The organism is Aeromonas mytilicola subsp. aquatica (assembly GCF_044336385.1).
Taxonomy (GTDB): domain Bacteria; phylum Pseudomonadota; class Gammaproteobacteria; order Enterobacterales; family Aeromonadaceae; genus Aeromonas; species Aeromonas rivipollensis.
In genome coordinates, this window is the sequence record NZ_CP172298.1 from 4,547,501 (window position 1) to 4,570,094 (window position 22,594).

Here is a 22,594-nt window from a genome sequence, read left to right on the forward strand (position 1 = left end):
GCAACATGGGCAGAAAAGAGGGCCAGTCGGCATAGCTGGTCGTGCTGTAGCCCGTGGTCGTGCCAAGGGAGACCGCCTGGAACAGGCCGTGGTTGAGCGCCTCCTGCCAGGTGGCGTAGTGACCATGGAACAGCAGGGAGACGAAGCAGATCAGCACCAGCACGCCCTGGATGCCCAGGAACACCTTCAATTCGGAGTCCCGCAGATAGCTGCTCAACCGCACGGGCTTGTGGGCGAATACCATGAAATGCAGGGCAAAGTTGACGCTGGCCAGCAGCAGAAACAGCACGGTAATCAGGTTGATGGCCGGGCTGTTGAAGAAACCTATGCTGGCATCGTGGGTCGAGAAGCCGCCCACCGACAAGGTGGAGAAGGAGTGGCAGATGGCATCGAACAGCGTCATCCCCGCCATCCAGTAGGCCAGGGCACAGAGGGTCGTCAGCAACAGATAGATGAACCAGAGCGCCTTGGCCGTCTCGGCTATGCGCGGGGTTACCTTGTTGTCCTTGACCGGCCCCGGGATCTCGGCACGATAGAGCTGCATGCCCCCGATCCCCAGCAACGGCAGAACGGCCACGGCCAGCACTATGATCCCCATGCCCCCCAGCCATTGCAGTAGCTGGCGGTAGAACAGAAAGGCCTTGGGCAGATCGTCCAGCCCGGTCAACACAGTCGCCCCCGTGGTCGTCAGACCGGAGAAAGATTCGAAAAAGGCCTCGGAGACCGACATGTTCGGCACGTCGCTGATGATGAAGGGGACTGCCCCCACGCTGCCCAGCACCACCCAGAACAGCACCACTATGAGGAAGCCTTCCTTGGATCTGAGGTCTTTCTTCTGATGGCGATTGGGGAACCAGAGCAGGGCACCGAGCAGGAGGGCGATGAAGAAGGAGTTCACAAACTCGGCACCGCCACCATCGCGATACCCAAAAGCAACCATCGCTGGCAGCAGCATGGTCGAGCTGAACAGCGCGACCAAGAGACCAACGATACGAATGATGCTCAGAATCTGCATTCCGGCTCCCCCTTCAGGCTAAAAGAGCGATGGATTCTAGCCATCTAAGGGGCGAAGAGATACCCGGCCATGGGTTCGGTCTGTCATTTCCTGATCCACCTGACTCCAGATGGCCGCATCCCAAGCCACCTGCAGGCGAACCTGCTGACCATAATCGGCGGCCAGCAACTGACCCTGGTGGGTCGAGATCAGGGCTTCCACCGCCCCCATGTCGCCATAGTCGCAGCAGATAAGGGAAGGAGTTTGCTGGCGCTTGATGCGGGTCTCGAGCCGCTTGAGCGCAGCCCCCACCCCGCCACCATAGGCCTTGACCAGGCCGCCGGTCCCGAGCAGGACGCCACCGTAGTAACGCACCACCACGGCCGCTATCTCGCCGATGCCGGCCCCCATCAGCTGGGCCAGCATGGGTTTGCCGGCGGTGCCCGAGGGTTCACCGTCATCGCTGAAGCCATAGACCTGGCTGTCTTGCGGAGCCCCGGCGACGAAGGCCCAGCAATGGTGCCGGGCCGTCGGGTGCTGCCGCTTCACCTCGCCGATCCAGGCCTTGGCGGCCTCGACCGTCGGTGCATGGGCAATCAGGGTGATGAAGCGACTCTTCTTGATCTCCTCGCAAAGCTCCAGCGGCGCGGCCGGAATGGCATAGTCTGCGGCCATCAGAGCCCTGCTTGCCTGGTGAGGTTCTCCACCCCGTCCCCATGCAGGACGACGTTGTCCTCGATCCTGATGCCACCGAAGGGGCGCAGCGCCTCGACCTTGTTCCAGTTGACCCGCTTGCCCTGCTCACCCTGGCGCAGCGGCTCCAGCAGACTGTCGATGAAGTAGAGGCCGGGTTCTATGGTGAACACCTGCCCCACCTCCATCACCCGGGTGCAGCGCAGATAGGGGAACTGCTCGGGCGCCGCCAGGTGGGTACCCCGCTCGTCCTGCATGAAGCCACCGGCATCGTGCACCTGCAGGCCGAGGAAGTGCCCCAGGCCATGGGGGAAGAACACATTGGTGACACCGGTGTGGATCATCTCGTCCACCGACATGTCCACCAGCTCGGTGGCCTGCAGCAAGCGCGCCAGTCTGTGGTGCATCTGCAGATGCAGCTCGCTGTAACGGCGACCGGGCTTGATCTCCGCGATGATCTCCTGCTGCTGCGCATCCAGCGCCGCGATCAGATCGGCAAACTCGCCCCGGCGCCAGGCCCAGGTACGGGTGATGTCGGAGGCATAGCCGTGATAATCCGCCCCGGCATCGATCAGGAAGGAGTGGCGCTCCGCATCCGGTACCCGCTGGGTCGACAGATGGGTGTAATGGAGGATGGCCGCGTTGCGGTTGATGGCGACTATGTTGCCATAGGGCGCCTCATTGGCCCCCTGCCCGACCGCCTTCATGTAGGCCAGGTTGATCTCGAACTCGCTTGCCCCCGCCATGAAGGAGTCCTTGGCCGCAATGTGGCCGCGCACCCCGAGCCGATTCGCCGCCCGCAGACACTCCAGCTCATAGGGCGTCTTGTAGGCACGGTGGTAGTGCAGGTAATTGAGCACCGCCTCCGGATTGGGCTGTCCCAATCCCACCAGCTGGGCCACCTCGAGATGACCGCCCAGATAGGCCCACTCCTGCTTGTCGGCTGGCAGATGATCCGCCACCTGCTCCGGCTTGGTCAGGAAGCGGATGTCGAAGAAGTCGACCCAGAAGGCATTGGGCAGGTCCGCCACCTTGTGCCAGAAGTCCACCGGCCGGTAGAACAGCAGCACCGGCTTGCTCACCCCGTCCACCAGCAGCCAGCAGTGGGGATTGTCCAGCACCGGCAACCAGGCCTTGAAGTGCGGATTGACCTTGAAGGGGTAATCCTGATCGTCGAGGAAGATGCGGTGGGTCTGGCCGGAGTGGATGGCCAGTCCGCTGAGCCCCTGTTGTTGCAGAATGTCGCGGGTGCGCTGCTGCAGGGTGTCTAGGTGCTGGGCAAAAAGTTGGCTGTAGCTGCTCATGGCGTCCTGCTCCGAGGTGAATGTGATAGCAGCATAACACCAAGCTCGGGGCGGCTCGACCCGTCAAGCTGCCGCTTCGTGAGGTAACGCATGCGTTACAAAGTGTTTGTTATCAACAGAAAACCAATCATTAACAAATCAAACACAATTCAATACACTGCCGGTAGACAGTAGATATCAGCAGTCAGGAACGATTCATGCAAAACCTTTGTCTGTGGAAACCGGATCAGGACAGGATGCAGCACTCCAACCTCCACCAGTTCATGGCCGAGGTCAACCACTTCCACGGCCTGCAATTACGCAGCTACGCCGACCTCTATCAGTGGTCGGTGGAGAAGACCACCCGTTTCTGGCCGCTGGTGTGGCAGCACTGCGGCGTCAAGGGAGAGCTGGGGGACATAGTGGCGGAGAACCGCCAGGAGATGCAGCGCGCCCGCTGGTTCCCCGACAGCCGGCTCAACTTTGCCGAGAACCTGTTGCGCCGCCTGGACGAGAGCCCGGCCATCATCTCCCGCCTCGAAGGGGGGGTGAGCCAGACCCTGAGCTGGGCCGAGCTCGGCGATCGGGTGGCCCGACTGGCCCAGTGGCTGCGCAGCCAGGGCATAGGCCGTGGCGACGTGGTCGCCGCCTATCTACCCAATATTTCGGAAACCGTGGTAGCCATGCTGGCCACCACCAGCCTGGGCGCTATCTGGACCTCCACCAGCCCCGACTTCGGTGAAGCCAGTGTGGTGGAGCGCTTCGGCCAGACCCGGCCCCGGGTGCTGTTTGCGGTGGATGGCTACCGCTATGGCGGCAAGGCCATCGACATTCAGGCCAAGGTCGCCAGCGTAGTGAGCCAAATCAACAGCATAGAGCAGACTGTGATGATCCCCCTGCTCGGCAACCCCCTGCAGCTCGGTCACGACTGGCATCAGGTGCTGGCGAGCCAGCCCGGGGCCCAGCTCGCCTTCGAGTCCATGGCCTTCAACGATCCGCTCTACATCCTCTACTCCTCCGGCACCACCGGCAAACCCAAGTGCATAGTCCACGGCATAGGCGGCACCCTGCTGCAACATCTGAAAGAGCACCAGCTGCACTGCGACATCAAGCCGGGGGAACGGGTGTTCTACTTCACCACCTGTGGCTGGATGATGTGGAACTGGCTGGTCAGCGCCCTCGCCTCCGGCGCCACCCTGGTGCTCTATGACGGCTCGCCGTTTTACCCGGATGGCAACGCGCTCTGGGATCTCGCCCGCGACGAGCAGGTCAGCCTGTTTGGCACCTCCGCCAAGTATCTGGATGCCCTGCACAAGCAGGGTTATGCCCCCATCAGCACCCACGGCTTGCCACAACTGCGGCTTATCTGCAGCACCGGATCTGTGCTCTCGCCGGAGGGGTTTGACTATGTCTATCAGGGGATCAAACAGGATGTGCAACTCAGCTCCATCTCCGGCGGCACCGACATCTGCTCCTGCTTCGTCATAGGCAACCCCTTGAGCCCCGTCTATCGCGGCGAGAGCCAGGGTCGCGGACTCGGCCTCGCGGTACAGGTGTTCAACGAGGCCGGCCAGCCGGTACAGGGGGAGAAGGGGGAGCTGGTCTGCACCAAGCCCTTCCCGGCCCAGCCCATCTACTTCTGGGGCGACGAGAACGGCGACAAGTACCACGCCGCCTACTTCGAGCGGTTCGACAACATCTGGTGCCACGGCGACTGGATAGAGCTGACCCCGACCGGCGGCATCCTGTTCTATGGCCGCTCCGATGCCACCCTCAACCCGGGGGGGGTGCGCATCGGCACCAGCGAGATATACCGCTACGTGGAGCAGTTGGACGAGGTGGAGGAGAGCATCGTCATCGGCCAGCAGTGGCAGCAGGACGAGCGGGTGGTGCTGTTCGTCAAGCTCAAGGCTGGCATGAAACTGGACGAGCCACTGCGCGAGCGCATTCGCCAGCAGATCCGCGAGCACAGCACGGCCCGCCACGTGCCCGCCCGCATCCTGCAGGTGGATGCCATCCCCCGCACCAAGTCCGGCAAGATAGTCGAGCTGGCGGTGCGGGAGGTGGTGCACAACAGGCCGGTCAACAACACCCATGCCCTCGCCGACCCCGAGGTGCTGAACCAGTATCGCAACAGGCCCGAGCTGGCCAGTTGATAAATGACTCATATCCAGAGCAGGCGCCGCAAGGCGCCTCTCTTTTGCCCGTTTTGTGATGAGGAGCTTTTACTCGAGTTCTGTTAAACAAATGTTTTAAATAGGTGTTGAAAATGTCTCCTTTTGGATCAATAGTGAGCCTCGCCCCCTGCTGGGGAGAAAGGAGCAAAGCCCCCCACCGCGTGGGAACAAGGAGACACTCTCATGATCTACCAAGGCGAAACCCTGTCGGTCAGCTACCTCGAACACGGCATTGCCGAGCTGAGGTTTGATGCCCCGGGTTCAGTCAACAAGCTGGATCGCGCTACCCTGCTCTCGCTGAGCGAAGCGATCGCCGCATTAAAGCAACAAGCCGATTTGAAGGGTCTGATCCTCACCTCCGGCAAAGACGCCTTTATCGTCGGCGCCGACATCACCGAATTCCTGGAACTGTTCGATCTGCCGCAAGAAGATCTGCTCGGCTGGCTGAAAAAGGCCAACGACATCTTCAGCGCCATCGAAGATCTGCCGGTGCCGACCCTGTCCGCCATCAAGGGCCACGCCCTGGGCGGCGGCTGCGAGACCATACTCTCCACCGATTTCCGTCTGGCTGACACCACTGCCAGGATCGGCCTGCCCGAGACCAAACTCGGCATCATGCCGGGCTTTGGCGGCACAGTCCGTCTGCCGCGCCTGATCGGCGCCGACAACGCCCTGGAGTGGATCACCACCGGCAAGGATTACCGTGCCGATGACGCCCTCAAGGTGGGTGCCATCGATGCCGTGGTCGCCCCCGACGCGCTGCACAGCGCTGCGGTGCAGATGATGAAAGACGCCATCGCGGGCAAGCTGGACTGGCAGAGCCGTCGCGCCGCCAAGAAGGCGCCGCTGCGCCTCTCCAAGCTGGAAGCCATGATGAGCTTCACCACAGCCGCCGGCATGGTTGCCGCCGTGGCGGGCAAGCACTATCCGGCGCCCATGACAGCAGTCAAAACCGTCGAGGCCGCCGCCGGCATGAGCCGCGACGAGGCGCTCAACGTCGAGGCGCAAGGTTTCATCAAACTGGCCAAGACCGACGTGGCCAAGGCGCTGGTCGGCATCTTCCTCAACGATCAGCACATCAAGGCGCTGGCCAAGAAGGCCGCCAAACAAGCTGCCAAGGCCACCAGCCACGCCGCCGTACTGGGTGCTGGCATCATGGGGGGCGGCATCGCCTACCAATCCGCCAGCAAGGGCATTCCGGCGGTGATGAAGGACATCAACGAGAAGGCGCTGGCGCTTGGCATGGGCGAAGCCACCAAGCTGCTCAACGGCCAGCTCGAGAAGGGCCGCATCGACGGCATCAAGATGGGCCAGGTGCTCTCCGCCATCACCCCGACCCTGAGCTATGACAGCGTCAAGCACGTGGATCTGGTGGTCGAAGCCGTGGTCGAGAATCCCAAGGTGAAGGCAGCCGTGCTGGGCGAAGTGGAAAGCGTTATCGGCGACGACGCCGTGCTCGCCAGCAACACCTCCACCATTCCTATCTCCCTGCTGGCCAAGGGGTTGAAGCGCCCCGAGAACTTCTGTGGCATGCACTTCTTCAACCCGGTGCACCGCATGCCCCTGGTGGAGATCATCCGCGGCGAGCAGACATCGGACGACACCATCAACCGCGTGGTGGCCTATGCCGCCGCCATGGGCAAGTCCCCGGTGGTGGTCAACGACTGCCCGGGCTTCTTCGTCAACCGCGTGCTCTTCCCCTACTTCTTCGGCTTCAACAAGCTGGTCGCCGATGGCGCCGACTTTGCGGCCGTCGACAAGGTGATGGAGAAGGAGTTCGGCTGGCCCATGGGCCCCGCCTATCTGCTGGACGTGGTCGGCATAGACACCGGTCACCATGCCGGTGACGTCATGGCGCAAGGCTTCCCGGCGCGCATGAGCAAGGAAGGTCGTACCGCCATCGACGTGATGTATGACGCCAGCCGCTTCGGCCAGAAGAATGGCAAGGGCTTCTACGCCTACGAGCAGGACAAGAAGGGCAAGCCGAAGAAGGTGGCCGATGTGGCCGCTTACGAGCTGCTGACCCCCATCGCCAAGGCGAAGCAGGAGTTCGACAAGGACGCCATCATAGCCCGCATGATGATCCCCATGATCAACGAGGTGGTGCTCTGTCTGGAAGAGGGCATAGTCGCCACGCCGGCCGAGGCCGACATAGCACTGGTCTACGGTCTGGGCTTCCCTCCCTTCCGCGGCGGCGTGTTCCGCTATCTGGACACCATAGGTCTGGATCGCTACGTGGCCATGGCCGACCAGTATGCCGACCTGGGCCCGCTCTACCGCGTCAGCGACCGCTTGCGCGAGATGGCCGCCCAGGGCAAAACCTTCTACTGATTGCGGAAAGGAGATCCATTCATGAAAGACGTAGTCATTGTCGACTGTATCCGGACCCCCATGGGCCGGTCCAAGGGCGGCGCCTTCCGCAACGTGCGTGCAGAAGATCTGTCCGCGCACCTGATGAGCTCCATCCTGCTGCGCAACCCCAACCTCGACCCGAACGAGATCGAGGACATCTACTGGGGCTGCGTGCAGCAGACCCTGGAGCAGGGCTTCAACATAGCCCGCAACGCCGCCCTGCTGGCCGGTATTCCGAAGCAGGTGGGGGCGGTCACCGTCAACCGTCTGTGCGGATCAAGCATGCAGGCGCTGCATGACGCTTCCCGCGCCATCCAGGTGGGTGATGGGGACATCTTCATCATCGGCGGCGTCGAGCACATGGGCCATGTGCCCATGAGCCACGGCGTCGACTTCCACCCCGGCATGGCGAAATCCGTGGCCAAGGCTTCCGGCATGATGGGGCTGACCGCCGAGATGCTCGGCAAGCTGCACGGCATCAGCCGAGCGCAGCAGGACGAGTTTGCCGCCCGCTCCCACCGCCGCGCCCATGCCGCGACCCTGGAAGGACGCTTCGCCAAGGAAATTGTCGGGCTGGAAGGCCATGACGCCAGTGGCGCCCGCTTCTTCTACGACTACGACGAGGTTATCCGCCCGGAGACCACGGTCGAAACCCTGAGCCAGCTGCGCCCTGTGTTCGACCCGGTCAACGGCACAGTGACCGCCGGCACCTCTTCGGCCCTGTCCGACGGCGCCGCCGCCATGCTGGTGATGAGCGCGGATCGCGCCAAGGCGCTGGGCCTCACCCCCCGCGCCCGGGTGCGCGCCATGGCCATCGCCGGCTGTGACGCCGCCATCATGGGTTACGGCCCTGTGCCGGCCACCCAGAAGGCGCTCAAGCGTGCCGGTCTGACCGTGGGCGACATCGACCTGTTCGAGCTGAACGAGGCCTTCGCCGCCCAGTCCCTGCCCTGCGTCAAGGATCTCGGCCTGCAGGATCTGGTGGACGAGAAGGTGAACCTGAACGGCGGCGCCATCGCCCTGGGTCACCCCCTCGGCTGCTCCGGTGCCCGTATCTCCACCACCCTGATCAACCTGATGGAAGAGAAGGATGCCACCCTGGGGGTCGCCACCATGTGTATCGGCCTGGGCCAGGGCATAGCCACTGTGTTCGAGCGGGTGTGATCTAAGCGGCTCACACCAAGCGTGAGCCTGCATTGTCATTTTGGGGTCGGCCCGTCCGGCCCGTTGTCGAGTCTGTGGAGCGCGCCACACGGGGTGCGCACCTGCCGTCGGAATCTGCGTGTTGGCCGGCCCGTTTGGGTCGGCCTTTTTTATTCCGTTATCCCGATCAGGGCCGATTCGGGGGCTATATTGCCCATAACTTCACATTAGAGGGGGGCCTTGCTTGCTTTTTGCTCCCCCGACAGGTTCAATCTGCACAAAAAAATGGGTGGATGCACATACATATGTCAACGAGCAAACAACTGCTTATCGTCGACGACGATCAGGAGATCCGCGAGCTGCTCAACGAATACCTGACCCGGGCGGGTTTTCAGGTGCTGACGGCGGCCGAGGGCAACGAGATGCGCCAGCAACTCGCCCTGCACAGCCCGGACCTCATCATTCTCGATATCATGATGCCAGGCGACGACGGCTTTACCCTGTGCCAGCAGATCCGTCGCGACTCCCAGGTACCCATCATCATGCTCACCGCTGCCTCCGATGAGGCGGATCGGGTGATCGGCCTCGAACTCGGCGCCGACGACTACATCGCCAAGCCGTTCAGCCCGCGCGAGCTGCAGGCCCGCATCAAGGCGCTGCTGCGCCGTGCCGAATTCCGCCAGCCGGAGAAAGAAAAAGAGCCGAGCCGCCGCCTGCGCTTCGCCGACTGGACCCTGGACACCCTGAGTCACCAGCTGACCCACGACGACGGCAGCCTGCTGGATCTCTCCGGCAGCGACGCCCTGCTGCTCGGCATGTTCCTGCAACAGCCCGGCGTGGTGCTGGACAGGGACACCATCTCCGATGCCACTCGGGGCCGCGAGAGCCTGCCCATGGAGCGCGGCATCGACGTGCAGATCAGCCGTCTGCGCCAGAAGCTGGGCGATAACGGCAAGAGCCCGCGCATCATCAAGACCATACGCGGCAGCGGCTACATGCTGATCGCGGAAGTGCACGAGATCCCGTGAAGGGTAAAAAGGTAGCAACAGCATGCTGACTGACAAGAGGCACGAGATCCCATGAGAGGTCGGCGATTCTGGCAGGCACTGGTCCCCCGCTCCCTGCTGTCACGGATGCTGCTGCTGTTGCTGCTCGCCATCCTGCTCTCCCAGACCATACTCACCGGCATCTGGATGCAGCAGATCCAGAAGCGGGAGCTGGAGGGCATGCTCAGCACCACCCGCAACCTGGCGCTCTCCGCCGCCTCCACAGTCAACTTCTTCAAGTCCCTACCGCTGCAGTACCGCCACATCGCCCTGGATCAGCTGCGCAACATGGGGGGCAGCCGTTTCTTCGTCTCCCTGAATGAAGAAGAGATCCACATCAGCGCCATCCCGGACAGCGAGCGCAAGACGCTGGTGCTTAAAGAGGTGGAGGAGGTGCTGACCCGCAAACTCTCCGACGCCATGGCCATCAAGGTGGACTTCTCCCGTCCCGAGGAGCTGCACGTCTTCAACAACGACACCCTGCTGGCAGACCTGCCCTCCTCCTGGGCCCGCTATACCCTGTCGCTGGAGCCCATCAATCCCCCGGTGCTGGTGACCCAGATCGAGATAGAGCCAGGTGAGTGGCTCTATCTGGCGGCCCTGCTGCCGGCCCCCTACATGACGCTGGATGACACCGTCATGCCGAGCAACCAGGTGCGCTTCATCGCCCTGATGACTGTCTTCCTCTGCTTCTTCACCTTCATGCTGGTGCGCTGGCAGACCCGGCCCCTGCGCCGGCTGGCCAAGGCGGCGGTCAACCTCGGCAAGGACATAGATCAGCCCTCCCTCAAGGAGGAGGGTGCCTCCGAGATAGTGGCGGCGACCCGCGCCTTCAACATCATGCAGCAGCGCATCCGCCGCTTCATAGACGACAGGGAGCGGCTGTTCAGCTCCATCTCCCACGATCTCAAGACCCCCATCACCCGGCTGCGGCTGCGGGTCGAACTGCTCGACGACGAAGCCCAGATAGCCAAGTTCAACAAGGATCTGGACGAGCTGGAGCTGATGGTGAAGGGGGCGCTGCAGACGGTGAAAGAGACCGACATTCACGAGAACCTCGAGCTCATCGATATCAATGCCCTGCTGGAGCAGATGGCGGAGGCCATGAACCTGCACGAGGATCTGCTCACCATAGAGGGGCACTGCAAGTGGCCCTATCGCGGCAAGCTGCTGGCCCTCAAGCGCTGCATCGGCAACCTGGTGGACAACGGCATCAAGTACGGCCACCGGGTGCGCGTCATCCTGATGGATGACGAGGAGATGCTGATCCTCTTCATCATGGACGAGGGCCCCGGTCTGCCGGAGGATCAGTTCGAGCGCATCTTCGAGCCCTACTACCGCCTCAGTACGGATTCCGCCGGAACCGGACTGGGTCTTGGCATAGCCCGCAACATAGCCCACGCCCACGGCGGCGATCTGGTGCTGGAAAATCGCCCCCAGGGCGGCCTGCAGGCCACCCTCTCCCTACCAAGGCAGTAAAGCTTATGAAGTGGTTGTCGTTTTCTGTCATCGCCCTGTTGTCTCTGCCCGTCAGGGTGCTGCACTGGTGGCGTGCGGTCGGCACCGACCACTCTCCTTCAATCAAGGCAGTCACAGTATGAAGTTGTTCCTGTTTGCCATTGTCGCCCTGCTCTCCCTGCCCGTCGCCGCCTCCCAGCGCGTCGGGGTGCTGCACTGGTGGCGTGAGGTCGGCACCGGCCACTCTCCTTCAATCAAGGCAGTCACAGTATGAAGTTGTTCCCGTTTGCCATTGTCGCCCTGCTCTCCCTGCCCGTCGCCGCCTCCCAGGTGGAGGTGTTGCACTGGTGGACATCCGGTGGCGAGGCCAAGGCGGTGGAAGTGCTCAAATCGGAATGGGCCGAGCAGGGCAACCAGTGGAACGACTTCGCGGTGCAGGGCGGCGGCGGCAAGAGCGCCATGACGGTGCTGAAAAGCCGGGCGCTGGCGGCCAATCCGCCGGAGGCGGCGCACCTCAAGGGCTATGAGCTACACGAGTGGGCCAGCCTGGGTTTCCTGCGCGACCTCAGCCCCATGGCCGAGCACCTCGGCTGGTACCCGCAGCTCTCCCCCATGGTCCGTGACACCCTCAGCCAGAACGGTGCCCTGATGGCGGTGCCCACCGGCATCCACAGGGTCAACTGGCTGTGGCTCAACCGCAAGTTGTTCGAGCGGCTGGGGCTGACGCCCCCCACCGACTGGGAGCACTTCATGACGGTGGCGGAGCAGCTCAAGGCGCAGGGCGTCACGCCGCTGGCCATCGGCAACGAGCCCTGGCAGCTGGCGGTGCTGTTCGAGACGGTAGCACTCGGTGAAGGGGGCAAGGCCTTCTATCGCAAGGCCTTCCTGGAGCAGGACAGCGCCACCCTGACCGGCCCCGACATGGTGCGGGTACTGACCCGCTTCCAGCAGTTGCGCGCCTATGTGCCGGAAAAATACGCCGGCCTGAAGTGGCACCAGGCCACCAACCTGCTGGAGAGCGGCGGCGCCGCCATGCAGCTCATGGGGGACTGGGTGAAGGGGGAGCTGAGCGCCGGCAACTACAGACCCGGGGAGGACATCGACTGCCTGCCAAGCCCGGGCAGCCAAGGCCTCTTCAGCTACAACCTGGACTCCATCGCCATGTTCAAGCAGCGGGATCCCGCCCAGCTGCAAGCCCAGGGCGAGCTGGCCCGCCTGCTGATGACGCCCAGATTCCAGGAGGAGTTCAACCGGGTGAAGGGCTCAATCCCAGCCCTCACCCAGCCTGACATGAGCAAGTTCGATCGCTGCGCCATCCGCTCCTACCATGACTTCCAGCTGGCGGAGCGGGACGGCAACCTGCTGCCCAGCATGGCGGAGGGCATGGCCGTTCCGACCAATATGCGTCAGGGGATCATGGATGTGCTGAGCAGCTTCTTCAACGATCCCAAGGCCAACTCGGAGCAGACGGCGCAGCAGCTGGAGCGGGCCATGCGCTCGACCCGCTCAGGCGCGGAGCAGAAATGACAAAGGCGGAATCGCTCCGCCTTTGTGGGTGAATCGTCATCCGATTCAGGATTGATCGTTCTCGTCCTCATCCTCGTCGTAGTAGTCGCTGAGCTCGATCCAGAGCCCCAGCCCTATCATCACCATGGACCCGAACCAGGTGCCGGTGTTTCCGATCGGGCTGCCCAGCACTATCATGGCGAACGACAGGAACCCCATGCCTGCGTAGGCTTGCAATCTGCCGTAGGAGACCTGCATATTCACACCTCCTTGTTGAATATGGTTCAATTTTTATATTACTCATCGGGCAAGGTCTGGATAGAGCTGGATCACACTTTGGTTACATATGCTGCTCGAAGACCCTGAGGTTTGATTATTTTTTCGCCTTGAGTATCATTGGCAGCTGAATTGGTTGAAGGTTGAATATTGATGAGTGCTTTATTCTGCGACGCAACTCATGAGTTGGACGCAATCGGGCTTCGTTACCCCGAGCCCGTGACGATAGTGCGCAAGAAGGTGCGGCTGAAGGTTGATTATTAATGAGTAATTTATTCTGCAATGCGACTCACGCGTTGGACGCAATCGGGCTTCGTTGCCCCGAGCCCGTGATGATGGTGCGCAAGAAAGTGCGGCTGATGGCCGAAGGCGAGACCCTGCTGGTCAGTGCCGACGACCCTTCCACCACCCGCGACATCCCGAGTTTCTGCCGCTTCATGGATCACACCCTGATCGCCAGCGAGACAGAGCAGGCCCCCTATCGCTATCTGATCCGCAAGGGTCAATGAGCCCCTGTACCGGAGCAATCCATGACGATTACCCGAATCGGCACCACGGCCCGCTGGTCTGATGTTGTCATCCACAACGGCACCCTCTATGTGGTGGAAGTCCCCGCCACCGACGAGGCCGACATTCACCAGCAGACCCGCGAAGTGCTGACCAGCCTGCAACGCCTGCTGGAAGCCAACGGTTCCGGGGTCGACAAGATCCTGATGGCCAACATCTATCTCAAGGACATTGGCGACATAGCCGCCTTCAACGCCCAGTGGGATGCCTGGATACCGGCCGGCACAGCGCCCGTTCGCGCCTGCGTGCAGGCCCGCCTGGCCCACGAAGGCTACAAGGTGGAAGTGCAGCTGACCGCAGCAGTCTGAGCCGCCCGCCCAGCCTGGGATAGCAAAAGGCCCCGCCATCACTGGCGGGGCCTTTTCGTTACCGGTAACCGGGCGACTTAGGCAGTCGGGGTCAGGGTAATGGTCACACGACGGTTCTGGGCCTTGCCGGCGGCTGTGCTGTTGGTGGCAACCGGCTGATCCGGGCCCACGCCGCTGGTGGCGATGCGGCTGCCGGTCACGCCCTGACCGATCAGCTGGGCGGCGACGGCGTCGGCACGCTGGGCGGAGAGCTTCATGTTCAGCTCGCGGGAGCCGGTGCTGTCGGTGTGACCGACCACGTTCAGGCGGGTCTTGTCGAACTCGGCAACCACCATGGCCACGCCGGACAGGGTATTGGCACCGGCGGCTTTGAGCTGGGCGCTGGAGCTGTCGAAGGTGACATTGTTCGGCATGTTGAGGATCAGCTGATCGCCGTTGCGAGTCACGCTGACACCTGTGCCCTGCAGCTTCTCGCGCAGCTTGGCTTCCTGCACATCCATGTAGTAACCGATGCCACCACCCAGGGCGGCGCCAGCGGCCACACCGGTCAGTATGCCCTTCTTGCGATCACCCTTGCTGGAGGAGAGCGCGCCCACGGCAGCGCCGGTGGCGGCACCGGCCAGTGCGCCCCAGGCGCCCTTGGAGGTCTGGGATTCACCGGTATAGGGATTGGTGGTGCAGCCTGTCATGGCGATGGTCAGGGCAAGTGCAGGAACCAGTTTCTTGAAATGCATGAAAAAACCTCTGAAAAAGAACGACTCTAGCCGATGGCCGCGCATTCTAACCCAGAGAGGCGCCAGAGTGTGACGCGCGCATTGCGGATATGAACAGGGGGGCCAAAGCCCCCCGTGTCATGCCGTGCACGGCATGAGTGCTGCCTGCCCGGGCAGGCCGGACATCAATATTTGATGTCGCGCGCCTCGTCACGCCCTTCCTGCTTGTTGTCGCGGTGCTCCTGACGGCAATCGGCATTGCCCACCAGGCCTTCGCGGCACTCCTGCTTGGCGTCGCGGGATTCCTGACGGGTATCCTGACGCACATCGCGGGCTTCGCGACGCTCCTGGGCCTGTTTGGTTGCCTGTGCAGGCAGGGCAGCCAACAAGGCTGTGGCTGCAAGCAGCGCGAATACTGTCTTCTTCATGGTGGCTCCTTGGCTAAACGAAATACACCGGCTTGGGATGTCTGAATTATACACTGGGGTCAAGATAACCGCGGGACGGGCGCCAGCATGGCGACCCGACAGGGAGGCGGCTTGTCAGGATCAATATTTGACGTCGCGGGCCTCGTCTCGGCCCTCCTGCTTGCTGTCGCGATGATCCTGACGGCAATCGGCATTGCCGACCACGCCTTCACGGCACTCCTGCTTGGCATCGCGGGATTCATCCCGGGTGTCCTGACGCACGTCACGAGCATCACGGCGCTCTGCGGCCTGTTCGGTTGCCTGTGCCGGCAACGAGGAGAGCAGGGCGCTGGCAGCCAGCAAGATAAAGGCACATTTCTTCATGATTAACTCCACGGGGTCGACGGGATGGCGGGGCATCCGGCAACTGATTTATATGAATTCACGGGTGGCGGTGTCTGGCGAGTTACCCGCCAGCAGGCTCGCAGGCCCTTGGGGGCGGTGAGCCCGCTCGGCTGAGGGCCCGATATGCCGCTTGCCGGCTAATCGGGCGCGTTCATCAGCGTTTGACGTCGTTGGCTTTCTCTCTGACGTCCTGTTTGACTTCACGCTTGTCCTGACGGCACTCGTAGTTGTCCTTCTGGTCGGCTTCGCGGCAATCCTGCTTGGCATCGCGGACCTCGGGACGCACCTCCTGACGCACATCGCGGGAGTCCTGGCGATCGGCCGCATGGGCAGGCAGGACGGCCAGCAGAGAGCAAGCCGCCAGGATCAGACTGCCGGCCGTGCGAATGCGAGATGAATTCAGTGACATGGATTAACCCTCAATGTTGATGGACCGATTTTGAGCAGGAGTGACTGTATGCCAGCTGTACCGAACAGCGGAAATGGGCCCCTTCCCCGCTGACACCTAGCCTGGCAGCTGCGGCCGACGAGGTGATCGCTCATCACTCCCGGCGCCGGCATAAGGGCAAGGAGGATGGAGCTGGCGCGGCGGCAGGGCGGGCAAGGTGGGGCAGCGCCTGCCTCCCCCCAAATGCGGGGTTGCCGCTCGACGGCCAGTGACCCCAGAGTGGGGGACATTCCTCACGGAGCCATGCCCATGTCATCCCTGCCCCACCCCGCCCTGCTCGCCATCGACCTCCAGGTCGGCCTTCTTCACGGCCCGGAGGCGCCCCATGCCGGTGCCGAGACCCTGGCCAACATCAATCGCCTGAGCCAGGCGGCCCGCGCCGCCGGTGTCCCCGTGCTGGCGGTGCGCCACACGGGCCCGGCCGGTAGCCCCATAGCCGCCGGCAGTCCGTTCTGGCAACTTGCCCCTGAGCTGGTCGTCGACGAGGCCGATCGGGTGTTCGACAAGCACAGACCCAGCGCCTTTCATGGCACCGGCCTCGATGGCTGGCTGAAGGAGGGCGGGGTGCAGACCCTGATAGTCACCGGCATGAAGACCCAGTACTGCATCGATACCACCTGCCGGGCGGCGGCGGATCTCGGCTACGCCGTGGTGCTGGTGAGCGATGCCCACACCTGCATGGATACCCCGCAGCTTGCTGCAACCCAGATCATCGCCCACCACAACGCCACCCTGGCCGGCCCCTTCGTGCGGCTGATGAGCAGCGACGAGCTGTGCGAGGCGCTGAGCCACACCCTTCAACCCGATTGATGACGGCGCCACAACGAAGAAGGGAGGCAGCATGCCTCCCTTCTTCCTCTGCTCCGGCCGCTTATTCCGGCGTCCCTGACTGCTGGCACTCGGCGTGGCAGGGGCAGGTCACCAGATGATCGTTCACCATGCCCACCGCCTGCATGAAGGCGTAGCAGATGGTGCTGCCGACGAACGTGAAGCCCAGCTTCTTGAGGGCCTTGGCCATGGCGTCAGACTCTGGCGAGGTGGCGGGGATATCGCCGTTGCCCTGCCGCCGATTGACCATGGGGACGCCGCCGACGAAGCCCCACAGATAGTCCGCGAAGTCGATGCCCTGGGCCTCCAGCGCCAGATAGGCGCGGGCGTTTTTGATGATCGACTGCACCTTGAGGCGGTTGCGGATGATGCCTTTGTCCTGCATCAGCCGCTCCACATCCTGCTCGTCGAACCGGACGATGAAGGTGGGATCGAAGTCGGCATAGGCGCGGTAGTAGCTGTCGGTGCGCTTGAGAATGGTGATCCAGGAGAGCCCCGCCTGCTGGCCATCGAGGCAGAGCTTGGCAAACAACTCCCGCGGGTCGCGCACCGGCCGCCCCCACTGCTTGTCATGGTATTCGATATATTCCGGGTCCCTGGTCACCCAGGCGCAGCGCAGTTCCATTCCTCGTCTCCTGTTATTTTCTCTGTCCGACTCTCTGTCCGACAAGGGGATTTCATCGGCGACATGACGGGGCTTTCATCCCGGGCCAACCAGGCCCGGCGCAGCCCCGCCCCATGAACCCCCTACAATTTCGCCTATTATCCGACCATGCCAGACGGTATACTCCTTCGGTTCACATTCAGCAAATCTTGCTCTGATTTCACTTCGCGCGAAAAACACTATGCAAAAATTCGATGTCAAAACCTTTCAGGGCCTGATCCTGCAGCTGCAGGACTATTGGTCCCGCCAGGGCTGTACCATCATTCAGCCGCTGGATATGGAAGTGGGTGCCGGTACCTCCCACCCCATGACCTGCCTGCGCGCCCTGGGCCCGGAGCCCATCGCCTGCGCCTACGTGCAACCGTCCCGCCGTCCCACCGACGGCCGCTACGGTGAGAACCCGAACCGCCTGCAGCACTATTACCAGTTCCAGGTGATCATCAAGCCTTCCCCCGACAACATTCAGGAACTCTACCTCGGCTCCCTGAAGGAGCTGGGCATGGATCCCGAGATCCACGACATCCGCTTCGTGGAAGACAACTGGGAAAACCCGACTCTGGGTGCCTGGGGTCTGGGCTGGGAAGTCTGGCTGAACGGCATGGAAGTGACTCAGTTCACCTACTTCCAGCAGGTTGGCGGCCTCGAATGCAAGCCGGTCACCGGCGAGATCACCTATGGTCTCGAGCGTCTGGCCATGTACATCCAGGGCGTGGACAGCGTCTATGACCTGGTATGGTCCGATGGCCCCCTGGGCAAGACCACCTACGGCGACGTCTTCCACCAGAACGAAGTGGAGCAATCCACCTACAACTTCGAGCACGCCGACGTGGACTTCCTGTTCCACTGCTTCGAGCAGTACGAGAAAGAGGCCCAGCACCTGCTGGCTCTGGAAACGCCCCTGCCGCTGCCCGCTTACGAGCGCATCCTCAAGGCCGCCCACTCCTTCAACCTGCTGGATGCCCGCAAGGCCATCTCGGTCACCGAGCGCCAGCGCTACATACTGCGCATTCGCACCCTGACCAAGGCCGTGGCCGAGGCTTACTACGCCTCCCGCGAAGCGCTGGGCTTCCCCATGTGCAAGCGTGGCAACAACGAGCAGCAAGGTTAAGGAACGGACATGGCACAACATACATTTCTGGTAGAGATCGGCACCGCCGAGCTGCCACCCAAGGCCCTTCGCTCCCTGGCCGAAGCCTTTGCCGACAACTTCAAAGCCGAGCTGACCAAGGCCGATCTGGCCTTCGGTGACGTCGAGTGGTTCGCCTCACCGCGCCGTCTGGCGCTGAAAGTGAGTGAGCTGGCCGGCGAGCAACCGAGCAAGAGCGTCGAGAAGCGCGGCCCGGCAGTCTCCCAGGCGTTCGATGCCGAAGGCAAGCCGACCAAGGCTGCCGAAGGCTGGGCCCGTGGCAACGGCATCACGGTTGAACAGGCCGAGCGTCTGGTCACCGACAAGGGTGAGTGGCTGGTTCACACCGCCAAGGTGGAAGGCCGTCCGGCCGTCGATCTGCTGGGCGAACTGGTTGCCGCAGCGCTGGCCAAGCTGCCCATCCCCAAGATGATGCGCTGGGGCGACAAGAGCATCCAGTTCGTGCGTCCGGTGTTCACCGTGACCCTGCTGCTGGATGGGGATCTAGTTCCCGCTCACATTCTGGGTATCGACTCCGCCCGCACCATTCGCGGTCACCGCTTCATGGGCGAGAGCGAGTTCACCATCGACAATGCCGACCAGTACCCGCAGATCCTGCTGGAGCGCGGCATGGTGGTGGCCGACTTTATGGCCCGCAAGGCCAAGATCAAGGCTGACGTCGAAGCGGCCGCCGCCGCCTTCGGTGGCGTCGCCGATCTGGACGACGCCCTGCTGGAAGAAGTCACCGCCCTGGTCGAATGGCCTGTGGTGCTGACCGCCAACTTCGAAGAGAAGTTCCTGGCGGTACCGGCCGAGGCGCTGGTGCACACCATGAAGGGTGACCAGAAGTACTTCCCGGTCTACGACAAGAGCGGCAAGCTGCTGCCGAAGTTCATCTTCGTCACCAACATCGAGTCCAAGGACCCGAGCCAGATCATCAGCGGCAACGAGAAGGTGGTGCGCCCCCGTCTGTCTGACGCCGAGTTCTTCTTCAAGACCGACCTCAAGCAGAGCCTGGCCTCCCGCCTGCCGCGCCTCGAAACCGTGCTGTTCCAGCAACAGCTCGGCACAGTCCGGGCCAAGGTCGAGCGCATCGAGACCGTCGCCGGCTTTATCGCCGAGCGCATCGGTGCCAACGTGGCTCAGGCCAAGCGTGCCGGCCTGCTCTCCAAGTGCGATCTCATGACCAACATGGTCGGCGAGTTCGCCAGCACCCAGGGTGTCATGGGGATGCACTACGCCCGTCACGACGGCGAAGACGAAGTGGTGGCCGTGGCCCTGAACGAGCAGTACATGCCGCGCTTCGCCGGTGATGCCCTGCCGTCCGCGCTGGAAGCCTGCGCCGTGGCGCTGGCGGACAAGCTCGACACCCTGGCCGGTATCTTCGGCATCGGCATGCTGCCGAAGGGTGACAAGGATCCCTTCGCCCTGCGTCGCGCCGCCATCGGTGCCCTGCGCATCATGACCGAGAAGCAGCTGGACCTGGATCTGGTCGAACTGGTGGAAGAAGCCGTTCGCGTCTACGGCGACAAGCTGACCAACAACACCGTCGTCACCGACGTGGTCGACTTTATGCTGGGCCGCTTCCGCGCCGCCTATCAGGACGAAGGCATAGGTGCCGACGTGGTGCTGGCCGTGCTGGCCCGCCGCCCGACCCGCCCGCTGGACTTCGATCGTCGCGTCAAGGCCGTCAGCCACTTCCGCAGCCTGGATGCCGCACTGGCACTGGCTGCCGCCAACAAGCGCGTCAGCAACATCCTGGCCAAGGTGGAAGGCGAGCTGCCGACTGCCGTCAAACCGGAACTGCTGGTCGATGCCGCCGAGAAGGCGCTGGCCACCCAGGTTGCTGCACTGCAAAGCGAGCTGGCACCGCTGTTCGCGGCCGGTGACTATCAGGCTGCCCTCACCCGTCTGGCCGCCCTGCGCGAGCCGGTCGACACCTTCTTCAACGAGGTGATGGTGATGGCCGACGACGAGGCCCTCAAGGCCAACCGTCTGGCGCTGCTGAACAACCTGCGCAACCTGTTCCTGCAAGTCGCGGATATCTCGCTGCTGCAGTGATGTTGGTTAGATTGATCGGTATAAAATAGGCGCCCAAGGGCGCCTATTTTTTGAAATCTAGCTAAGCATTTAAATAATCATGGCTCTTATATCAGTTTCAACCAACTCAATAAGAATATGTAAAACCAGAACTCCTTAATTTTAGAGTCACGAACTAGCACTACAAAAGATTATCTTTCTATGTATTTATCAAAAATACTAACCACTTGCCTCTCAGTTAGTATTTTACCGCAATAATTAGCAAATCCATAAATCACCAGCAACTTTACAATAACATCATTAATTTCTTCTTGATTCGTAGGTGTTGATATTCCTTCAGCTATTAGCAACTGCCTATTTAATCTTTCAAATTCTAATGCGTGTAATTCAGAGACGTGGTAAAACTCATCTATAAGTTGCTTTAAATCAAGCGGAGCTGTTTCTATATACACACTTAAATATTTAGCAACAAACCGCTTTATCTCGCCTTGTTCGTTTTGTTCTGACAAGGATAAACCTGCGAAGAAACCAAAACCCTCATTGATATTCAATATTGCCTTGTCAAATAAATCATACTTCGACTTATGAAAATCAAATATTCGTTCATGGGCTCTAAATTTATTACTTTCAACAATCTCCTTCACCTTTATTTTAAATTGAAACTTTGCTGTAAAGTAGGCTGCTAATGCTGTGATTATAGCAGGGCCTAATATTTTAACCGACTCCAATGCAACATCTTGCCAACTCGTCCCCATCTTCCTCTAATCCTTTTAATTCGTAAAAATCATTATGAAAATAATGTATAGTTATCAAGAGCTCTATCTAAACACCATAATTTAAGTTATAAAAATATCATTAATGAGAAAAACACAGAAGCCGTATAGTGGTCAACTAAATCCGGACACTTGGTTAGGCCGATCCTCGGCTTTTGCTGGCGCGCTCCCGTCATTGTGTTGATGTGGACGCCGCCAGTTGTAGTAATCCATCAGGTAATAGCTGATATCCCGCTTCGCCTCCCGCAGGTTCATATATCCCGTTGTCGGGAGCCACTCTGTCTTCAGACTCCTGAACAACCGCTCCATCGGTGCATTATCCCAACAGTTGCCACGCCGACTCATGCTCTGGGTCATGCGATGGCGCCACAGCCGCTGCCGAAATGCCCGGCTGCCATATTGGCTGCCTTGGTCTGAGTGAAACAGCACACCTGATGGGCAACCCCGCTGCTGATAGGCCATCTCGAGCGCTTTTATTGCCAGCTCTGCATCAGGCTTGTCAGACATCGCCCAGCCCACGACTCGGCGGGCATAAAGGTCGAGCACCACCGCCAGGTAATTCCAACGACCACCTGCCCAGACGTAGGTGATATCGCCACACCACACCTGATTGGGTTGTTGGACATCAAATTCACGGGCCAGCAGATTGGGAATATCCGGTCGTTCAGACCGGGCGACCTGATAGCGATGAGCGCCCGGTTGCTTGGATACCAGACCGACCTCCTTCATCAGACTGCGCACTTTGAATCGGCCAATCTGATGCCCCAGCGCTCGCATCATCGACATCAAGGCGCGGCTGCCCGCTGAGTTCCGGCTCTCTTTGAACAAACGGCGCAACTCGCTGCGTTGCTGCATCCGCTCACGGTTAATCGTCCGCTTGCGGGCCAGATAGTCGTAAAAACAGGATGTTGGCACATCGAAAGCGCAGCAGACCAGAGTGATGGGGGCTTGCTCCCTTAATCGGTCTATCAGCGCGTACGTTTGAACTCGTCCGCCATCAAGAGAGCAGTAGCCTTTTTTAGAATGTCCTTTTCGCGCTCGAGCTGGTTGATGCGGGCTTCCAGCTCCTGGATTTTCTGCTGCTCCGGGGTCAGCGCTTTGCCGATTGGGGTGGTGCCGGTTCGTTCGGATTGGAGCTGCTGAACCCATCGGCGAAGTATGGTTTCACCGACATCCAGTGAACGGCTGGCTTCGGGGACAGAGTATCCCTGGTCGAGTACCAGGGATGCGGCTTCGAGTTTGAATTCAGCAGTAAATGAGCGACGTAATCTGGTCATTGAACACCTCAAGTCATGGTGGCGACTGTACCACCTAAAATGGTGTCCGGGATGATTAGACCACTACACTGGGACACCCACCTAATCCCAGCTTTGACAACTCACGCCTC

The 22,594-nt window shown here is 61.3% G+C and carries 23 protein-coding genes (1 of these 23 only partly in view); 12 read left to right on the forward strand and 11 right to left on the reverse strand.

Annotated features, from left to right (window positions below):
- The 3 genes in view from ACFWHB_RS20860 to pepQ are tightly spaced (at most 36 nt apart) and all read right to left on the reverse strand, a layout consistent with a single transcriptional unit that may run on beyond the window.
- Positions 1–1,015, reverse strand: the 5' portion of a protein-coding gene (locus ACFWHB_RS20860; RefSeq protein WP_106885444.1) for a TrkH family potassium uptake protein. The gene continues 443 nt to the left of window position 1, outside the view; only the first 1,015 of its 1,458 coding nucleotides appear in the window; it begins with the start codon at positions 1,013–1,015; its stop codon lies off the left edge, out of view.
- Positions 1,016–1,051: 36 nt separating this feature from the next.
- Positions 1,052–1,669, reverse strand: coding sequence for a YigZ family protein (locus ACFWHB_RS20865; RefSeq protein WP_106885443.1), 618 nt, complete (start codon positions 1,667–1,669; stop codon positions 1,052–1,054).
- Positions 1,669–2,991, reverse strand: coding sequence for a Xaa-Pro dipeptidase (pepQ, locus tag ACFWHB_RS20870; RefSeq protein ID WP_106885442.1), 1,323 nt, complete (start codon positions 2,989–2,991; stop codon positions 1,669–1,671). The genes ACFWHB_RS20865 and pepQ overlap by 1 nt, the downstream gene beginning before the upstream one ends.
- Positions 2,992–3,188: 197 nt before the next feature.
- On the opposite strand from pepQ, the gene ACFWHB_RS20875 reads away from it, so the two are divergent.
- The 7 genes from ACFWHB_RS20875 (at position 3,189) to ACFWHB_RS20905 (ending at position 12,673) form a co-directional block, all read left to right on the forward strand.
- A complete protein-coding gene (locus ACFWHB_RS20875) occupies positions 3,189–5,126 on the forward strand; it encodes an acetoacetate--CoA ligase (RefSeq protein ID WP_395949178.1) in 1,938 nt (645 codons plus the stop codon).
- A 204-nt stretch (positions 5,127–5,330) separates the two neighbouring features.
- Complete coding sequence (gene fadB / locus ACFWHB_RS20880; RefSeq protein ID WP_395949179.1) at positions 5,331–7,478, forward strand: fatty acid oxidation complex subunit alpha FadB; 2,148 nt, start codon at positions 5,331–5,333, stop codon at positions 7,476–7,478.
- A 21-nt stretch (positions 7,479–7,499) separates the two neighbouring features.
- A complete protein-coding gene (gene fadA, locus ACFWHB_RS20885; RefSeq protein ID WP_289981207.1) occupies positions 7,500–8,663 on the forward strand; it encodes an acetyl-CoA C-acyltransferase FadA in 1,164 nt (387 codons plus the stop codon).
- Positions 8,664–8,947: 284 nt separating this feature from the next.
- Positions 8,948–9,670, forward strand: coding sequence for a response regulator (locus ACFWHB_RS20890; protein ID WP_025328790.1), 723 nt, complete (start codon positions 8,948–8,950; stop codon positions 9,668–9,670).
- 51 nt (positions 9,671–9,721) lie between these two features.
- Positions 9,722–11,167 carry an ATP-binding protein gene (locus tag ACFWHB_RS20895; RefSeq protein WP_106885438.1) on the forward strand — a complete coding sequence of 482 codons (1,446 nt, stop codon included), beginning with the start codon at positions 9,722–9,724 and terminating at the stop codon, positions 11,165–11,167.
- Positions 11,168–11,285: 118 nt separating this feature from the next.
- Positions 11,286–11,420 carry a hypothetical protein gene (locus ACFWHB_RS20900; protein ID WP_289987489.1) on the forward strand — a complete coding sequence of 45 codons (135 nt, stop codon included), beginning with the start codon at positions 11,286–11,288 and terminating at the stop codon, positions 11,418–11,420.
- Complete coding sequence (locus ACFWHB_RS20905; RefSeq protein WP_289987491.1) at positions 11,417–12,673, forward strand: ABC transporter substrate-binding protein; 1,257 nt, start codon at positions 11,417–11,419, stop codon at positions 12,671–12,673. The genes ACFWHB_RS20900 and ACFWHB_RS20905 overlap by 4 nt, the downstream gene beginning before the upstream one ends.
- Positions 12,674–12,718: 45 nt before the next feature.
- Here the strand turns inward: ACFWHB_RS20905 and ACFWHB_RS20910 are convergent, their stop codons facing one another.
- Positions 12,719–12,910 (reverse strand): hypothetical protein, encoded by a 192-nt coding sequence (locus tag ACFWHB_RS20910; RefSeq protein ID WP_025328793.1) that lies wholly within the window; start codon positions 12,908–12,910, stop codon positions 12,719–12,721.
- Between the two features lie 281 nt (positions 12,911–13,191).
- Here ACFWHB_RS20910 and tusA point away from each other — a divergent pair, with 281 nt between their 5' ends.
- Positions 13,192–13,437: a sulfurtransferase TusA gene (gene tusA / locus ACFWHB_RS20915; RefSeq protein ID WP_106885436.1), complete on the forward strand. Its 246-nt coding sequence runs from the start codon at positions 13,192–13,194 to the stop codon at positions 13,435–13,437.
- Between the two features lie 21 nt (positions 13,438–13,458).
- Positions 13,459–13,803, forward strand: a complete 345-nt coding sequence (locus ACFWHB_RS20920) for a RidA family protein (protein ID WP_106885435.1) — start codon at positions 13,459–13,461, stop codon at positions 13,801–13,803.
- A 77-nt stretch (positions 13,804–13,880) separates the two neighbouring features.
- Here the strand turns inward: ACFWHB_RS20920 and ACFWHB_RS20925 are convergent, their stop codons facing one another.
- The 4 genes from ACFWHB_RS20925 to ACFWHB_RS20940 all read right to left on the reverse strand — a co-directional run bounded on the left by ACFWHB_RS20925 (position 13,881) and on the right by ACFWHB_RS20940 (position 15,737).
- Positions 13,881–14,537 (reverse strand): OmpA family lipoprotein, encoded by a 657-nt coding sequence (locus ACFWHB_RS20925; RefSeq protein ID WP_106885434.1) that lies wholly within the window; start codon positions 14,535–14,537, stop codon positions 13,881–13,883.
- 164 nt (positions 14,538–14,701) lie between these two features.
- On the reverse strand, positions 14,702–14,944 hold the full coding sequence (locus ACFWHB_RS20930; RefSeq protein ID WP_005323913.1) for a hypothetical protein: 243 nt from the start codon (positions 14,942–14,944) through the stop codon (positions 14,702–14,704).
- A gap of 120 nt (positions 14,945–15,064) precedes the next feature.
- Positions 15,065–15,307, reverse strand: a complete 243-nt coding sequence (locus ACFWHB_RS20935) for a hypothetical protein (RefSeq protein ID WP_106885433.1) — start codon at positions 15,305–15,307, stop codon at positions 15,065–15,067.
- Between the two features lie 175 nt (positions 15,308–15,482).
- Positions 15,483–15,737, reverse strand: coding sequence for a hypothetical protein (locus ACFWHB_RS20940; protein WP_106885432.1), 255 nt, complete (start codon positions 15,735–15,737; stop codon positions 15,483–15,485).
- Positions 15,738–16,025: 288 nt separating this feature from the next.
- Between ACFWHB_RS20940 and ACFWHB_RS20945 the strand changes: the two genes are divergently transcribed.
- Entirely contained in the window at positions 16,026–16,586 is a 561-nt protein-coding gene (locus ACFWHB_RS20945; protein ID WP_395949180.1) for a cysteine hydrolase family protein, read from the forward strand.
- 61 nt (positions 16,587–16,647) lie between these two features.
- Here ACFWHB_RS20945 and ACFWHB_RS20950 read toward each other — a convergent pair whose 3' ends face one another.
- Positions 16,648–17,229 (reverse strand): DNA-3-methyladenine glycosylase I, encoded by a 582-nt coding sequence (locus ACFWHB_RS20950; RefSeq protein ID WP_395949181.1) that lies wholly within the window; start codon positions 17,227–17,229, stop codon positions 16,648–16,650.
- A gap of 220 nt (positions 17,230–17,449) precedes the next feature.
- Here ACFWHB_RS20950 and glyQ point away from each other — a divergent pair, with 220 nt between their 5' ends.
- Entirely contained in the window at positions 17,450–18,376 is a 927-nt protein-coding gene (gene glyQ / locus ACFWHB_RS20955) for a glycine--tRNA ligase subunit alpha (protein WP_163155262.1), read from the forward strand.
- 9 nt (positions 18,377–18,385) lie between these two features.
- On the forward strand, positions 18,386–20,455 hold the full coding sequence (glyS, locus tag ACFWHB_RS20960) for a glycine--tRNA ligase subunit beta (protein ID WP_171277115.1): 2,070 nt from the start codon (positions 18,386–18,388) through the stop codon (positions 20,453–20,455).
- Between the two features lie 170 nt (positions 20,456–20,625).
- Here glyS and ACFWHB_RS20965 read toward each other — a convergent pair whose 3' ends face one another.
- Both ACFWHB_RS20965 and ACFWHB_RS20970 read right to left on the reverse strand, forming a co-directional pair.
- On the reverse strand, positions 20,626–21,189 hold the full coding sequence (locus ACFWHB_RS20965; protein ID WP_111913549.1) for a hypothetical protein: 564 nt from the start codon (positions 21,187–21,189) through the stop codon (positions 20,626–20,628).
- A 132-nt stretch (positions 21,190–21,321) separates the two neighbouring features.
- Positions 21,322–22,484, reverse strand: a protein-coding gene (locus ACFWHB_RS20970; RefSeq protein ID WP_395948442.1) for an IS3 family transposase whose coding sequence is annotated in 2 segments (ribosomal slippage) — positions 21,322–22,229 and positions 22,229–22,484 — 1,164 coding nt in all. Because the reading frame shifts where the segments join, the coding sequence is not laid out codon by codon here.
- Positions 22,485–22,594: the final 110 nt, after the last annotated feature.

What these genes read in the sequence shown, in the direction of transcription:
- ACFWHB_RS20905 (WP_289987491.1), top strand. Translation starts at nt 11,417, where the DNA reads ATGAAGTTGTTCCCGTTTGCCATTGTCGCCCTGCTCTCCCTGCCCGTC.
- tusA (WP_106885436.1), top strand. Translation starts at nt 13,192, where the DNA reads ATGAGTAATTTATTCTGCAATGCGACTCACGCGTTGGACGCAATCGGG.
- fadB (WP_395949179.1), top strand. Translation starts at nt 5,331, where the DNA reads ATGATCTACCAAGGCGAAACCCTGTCGGTCAGCTACCTCGAACACGGC.
- ACFWHB_RS20900 (WP_289987489.1), top strand. Translation starts at nt 11,286, where the DNA reads ATGAAGTTGTTCCTGTTTGCCATTGTCGCCCTGCTCTCCCTGCCCGTC.
- ACFWHB_RS20940 (WP_106885432.1), bottom strand. Translation starts at nt 15,737, where the DNA reads ATGTCACTGAATTCATCTCGCATTCGCACGGCCGGCAGTCTGATCCTG.
- fadA (WP_289981207.1), top strand. Translation starts at nt 7,500, where the DNA reads ATGAAAGACGTAGTCATTGTCGACTGTATCCGGACCCCCATGGGCCGG.
- ACFWHB_RS20925 (WP_106885434.1), bottom strand. Translation starts at nt 14,537, where the DNA reads ATGCATTTCAAGAAACTGGTTCCTGCACTTGCCCTGACCATCGCCATG.
- ACFWHB_RS20920 (WP_106885435.1), top strand. Translation starts at nt 13,459, where the DNA reads ATGACGATTACCCGAATCGGCACCACGGCCCGCTGGTCTGATGTTGTC.
- ACFWHB_RS20935 (WP_106885433.1), bottom strand. Translation starts at nt 15,307, where the DNA reads ATGAAGAAATGTGCCTTTATCTTGCTGGCTGCCAGCGCCCTGCTCTCC.
- ACFWHB_RS20875 (WP_395949178.1), top strand. Translation starts at nt 3,189, where the DNA reads ATGCAAAACCTTTGTCTGTGGAAACCGGATCAGGACAGGATGCAGCAC.
- ACFWHB_RS20930 (WP_005323913.1), bottom strand. Translation starts at nt 14,944, where the DNA reads ATGAAGAAGACAGTATTCGCGCTGCTTGCAGCCACAGCCTTGTTGGCT.
- ACFWHB_RS20895 (WP_106885438.1), top strand. Translation starts at nt 9,722, where the DNA reads ATGAGAGGTCGGCGATTCTGGCAGGCACTGGTCCCCCGCTCCCTGCTG.
- ACFWHB_RS20950 (WP_395949181.1), bottom strand. Translation starts at nt 17,229, where the DNA reads ATGGAACTGCGCTGCGCCTGGGTGACCAGGGACCCGGAATATATCGAA.
- ACFWHB_RS20865 (WP_106885443.1), bottom strand. Translation starts at nt 1,669, where the DNA reads ATGGCCGCAGACTATGCCATTCCGGCCGCGCCGCTGGAGCTTTGCGAG.
- glyQ (WP_163155262.1), top strand. Translation starts at nt 17,450, where the DNA reads ATGCAAAAATTCGATGTCAAAACCTTTCAGGGCCTGATCCTGCAGCTG.
- pepQ (WP_106885442.1), bottom strand. Translation starts at nt 2,991, where the DNA reads ATGAGCAGCTACAGCCAACTTTTTGCCCAGCACCTAGACACCCTGCAG.
- ACFWHB_RS20890 (WP_025328790.1), top strand. Translation starts at nt 8,948, where the DNA reads ATGTCAACGAGCAAACAACTGCTTATCGTCGACGACGATCAGGAGATC.
- glyS (WP_171277115.1), top strand. Translation starts at nt 18,386, where the DNA reads ATGGCACAACATACATTTCTGGTAGAGATCGGCACCGCCGAGCTGCCA.
- ACFWHB_RS20910 (WP_025328793.1), bottom strand. Translation starts at nt 12,910, where the DNA reads ATGCAGGTCTCCTACGGCAGATTGCAAGCCTACGCAGGCATGGGGTTC.
- ACFWHB_RS20945 (WP_395949180.1), top strand. Translation starts at nt 16,026, where the DNA reads ATGTCATCCCTGCCCCACCCCGCCCTGCTCGCCATCGACCTCCAGGTC.
- ACFWHB_RS20965 (WP_111913549.1), bottom strand. Translation starts at nt 21,189, where the DNA reads ATGGGGACGAGTTGGCAAGATGTTGCATTGGAGTCGGTTAAAATATTA.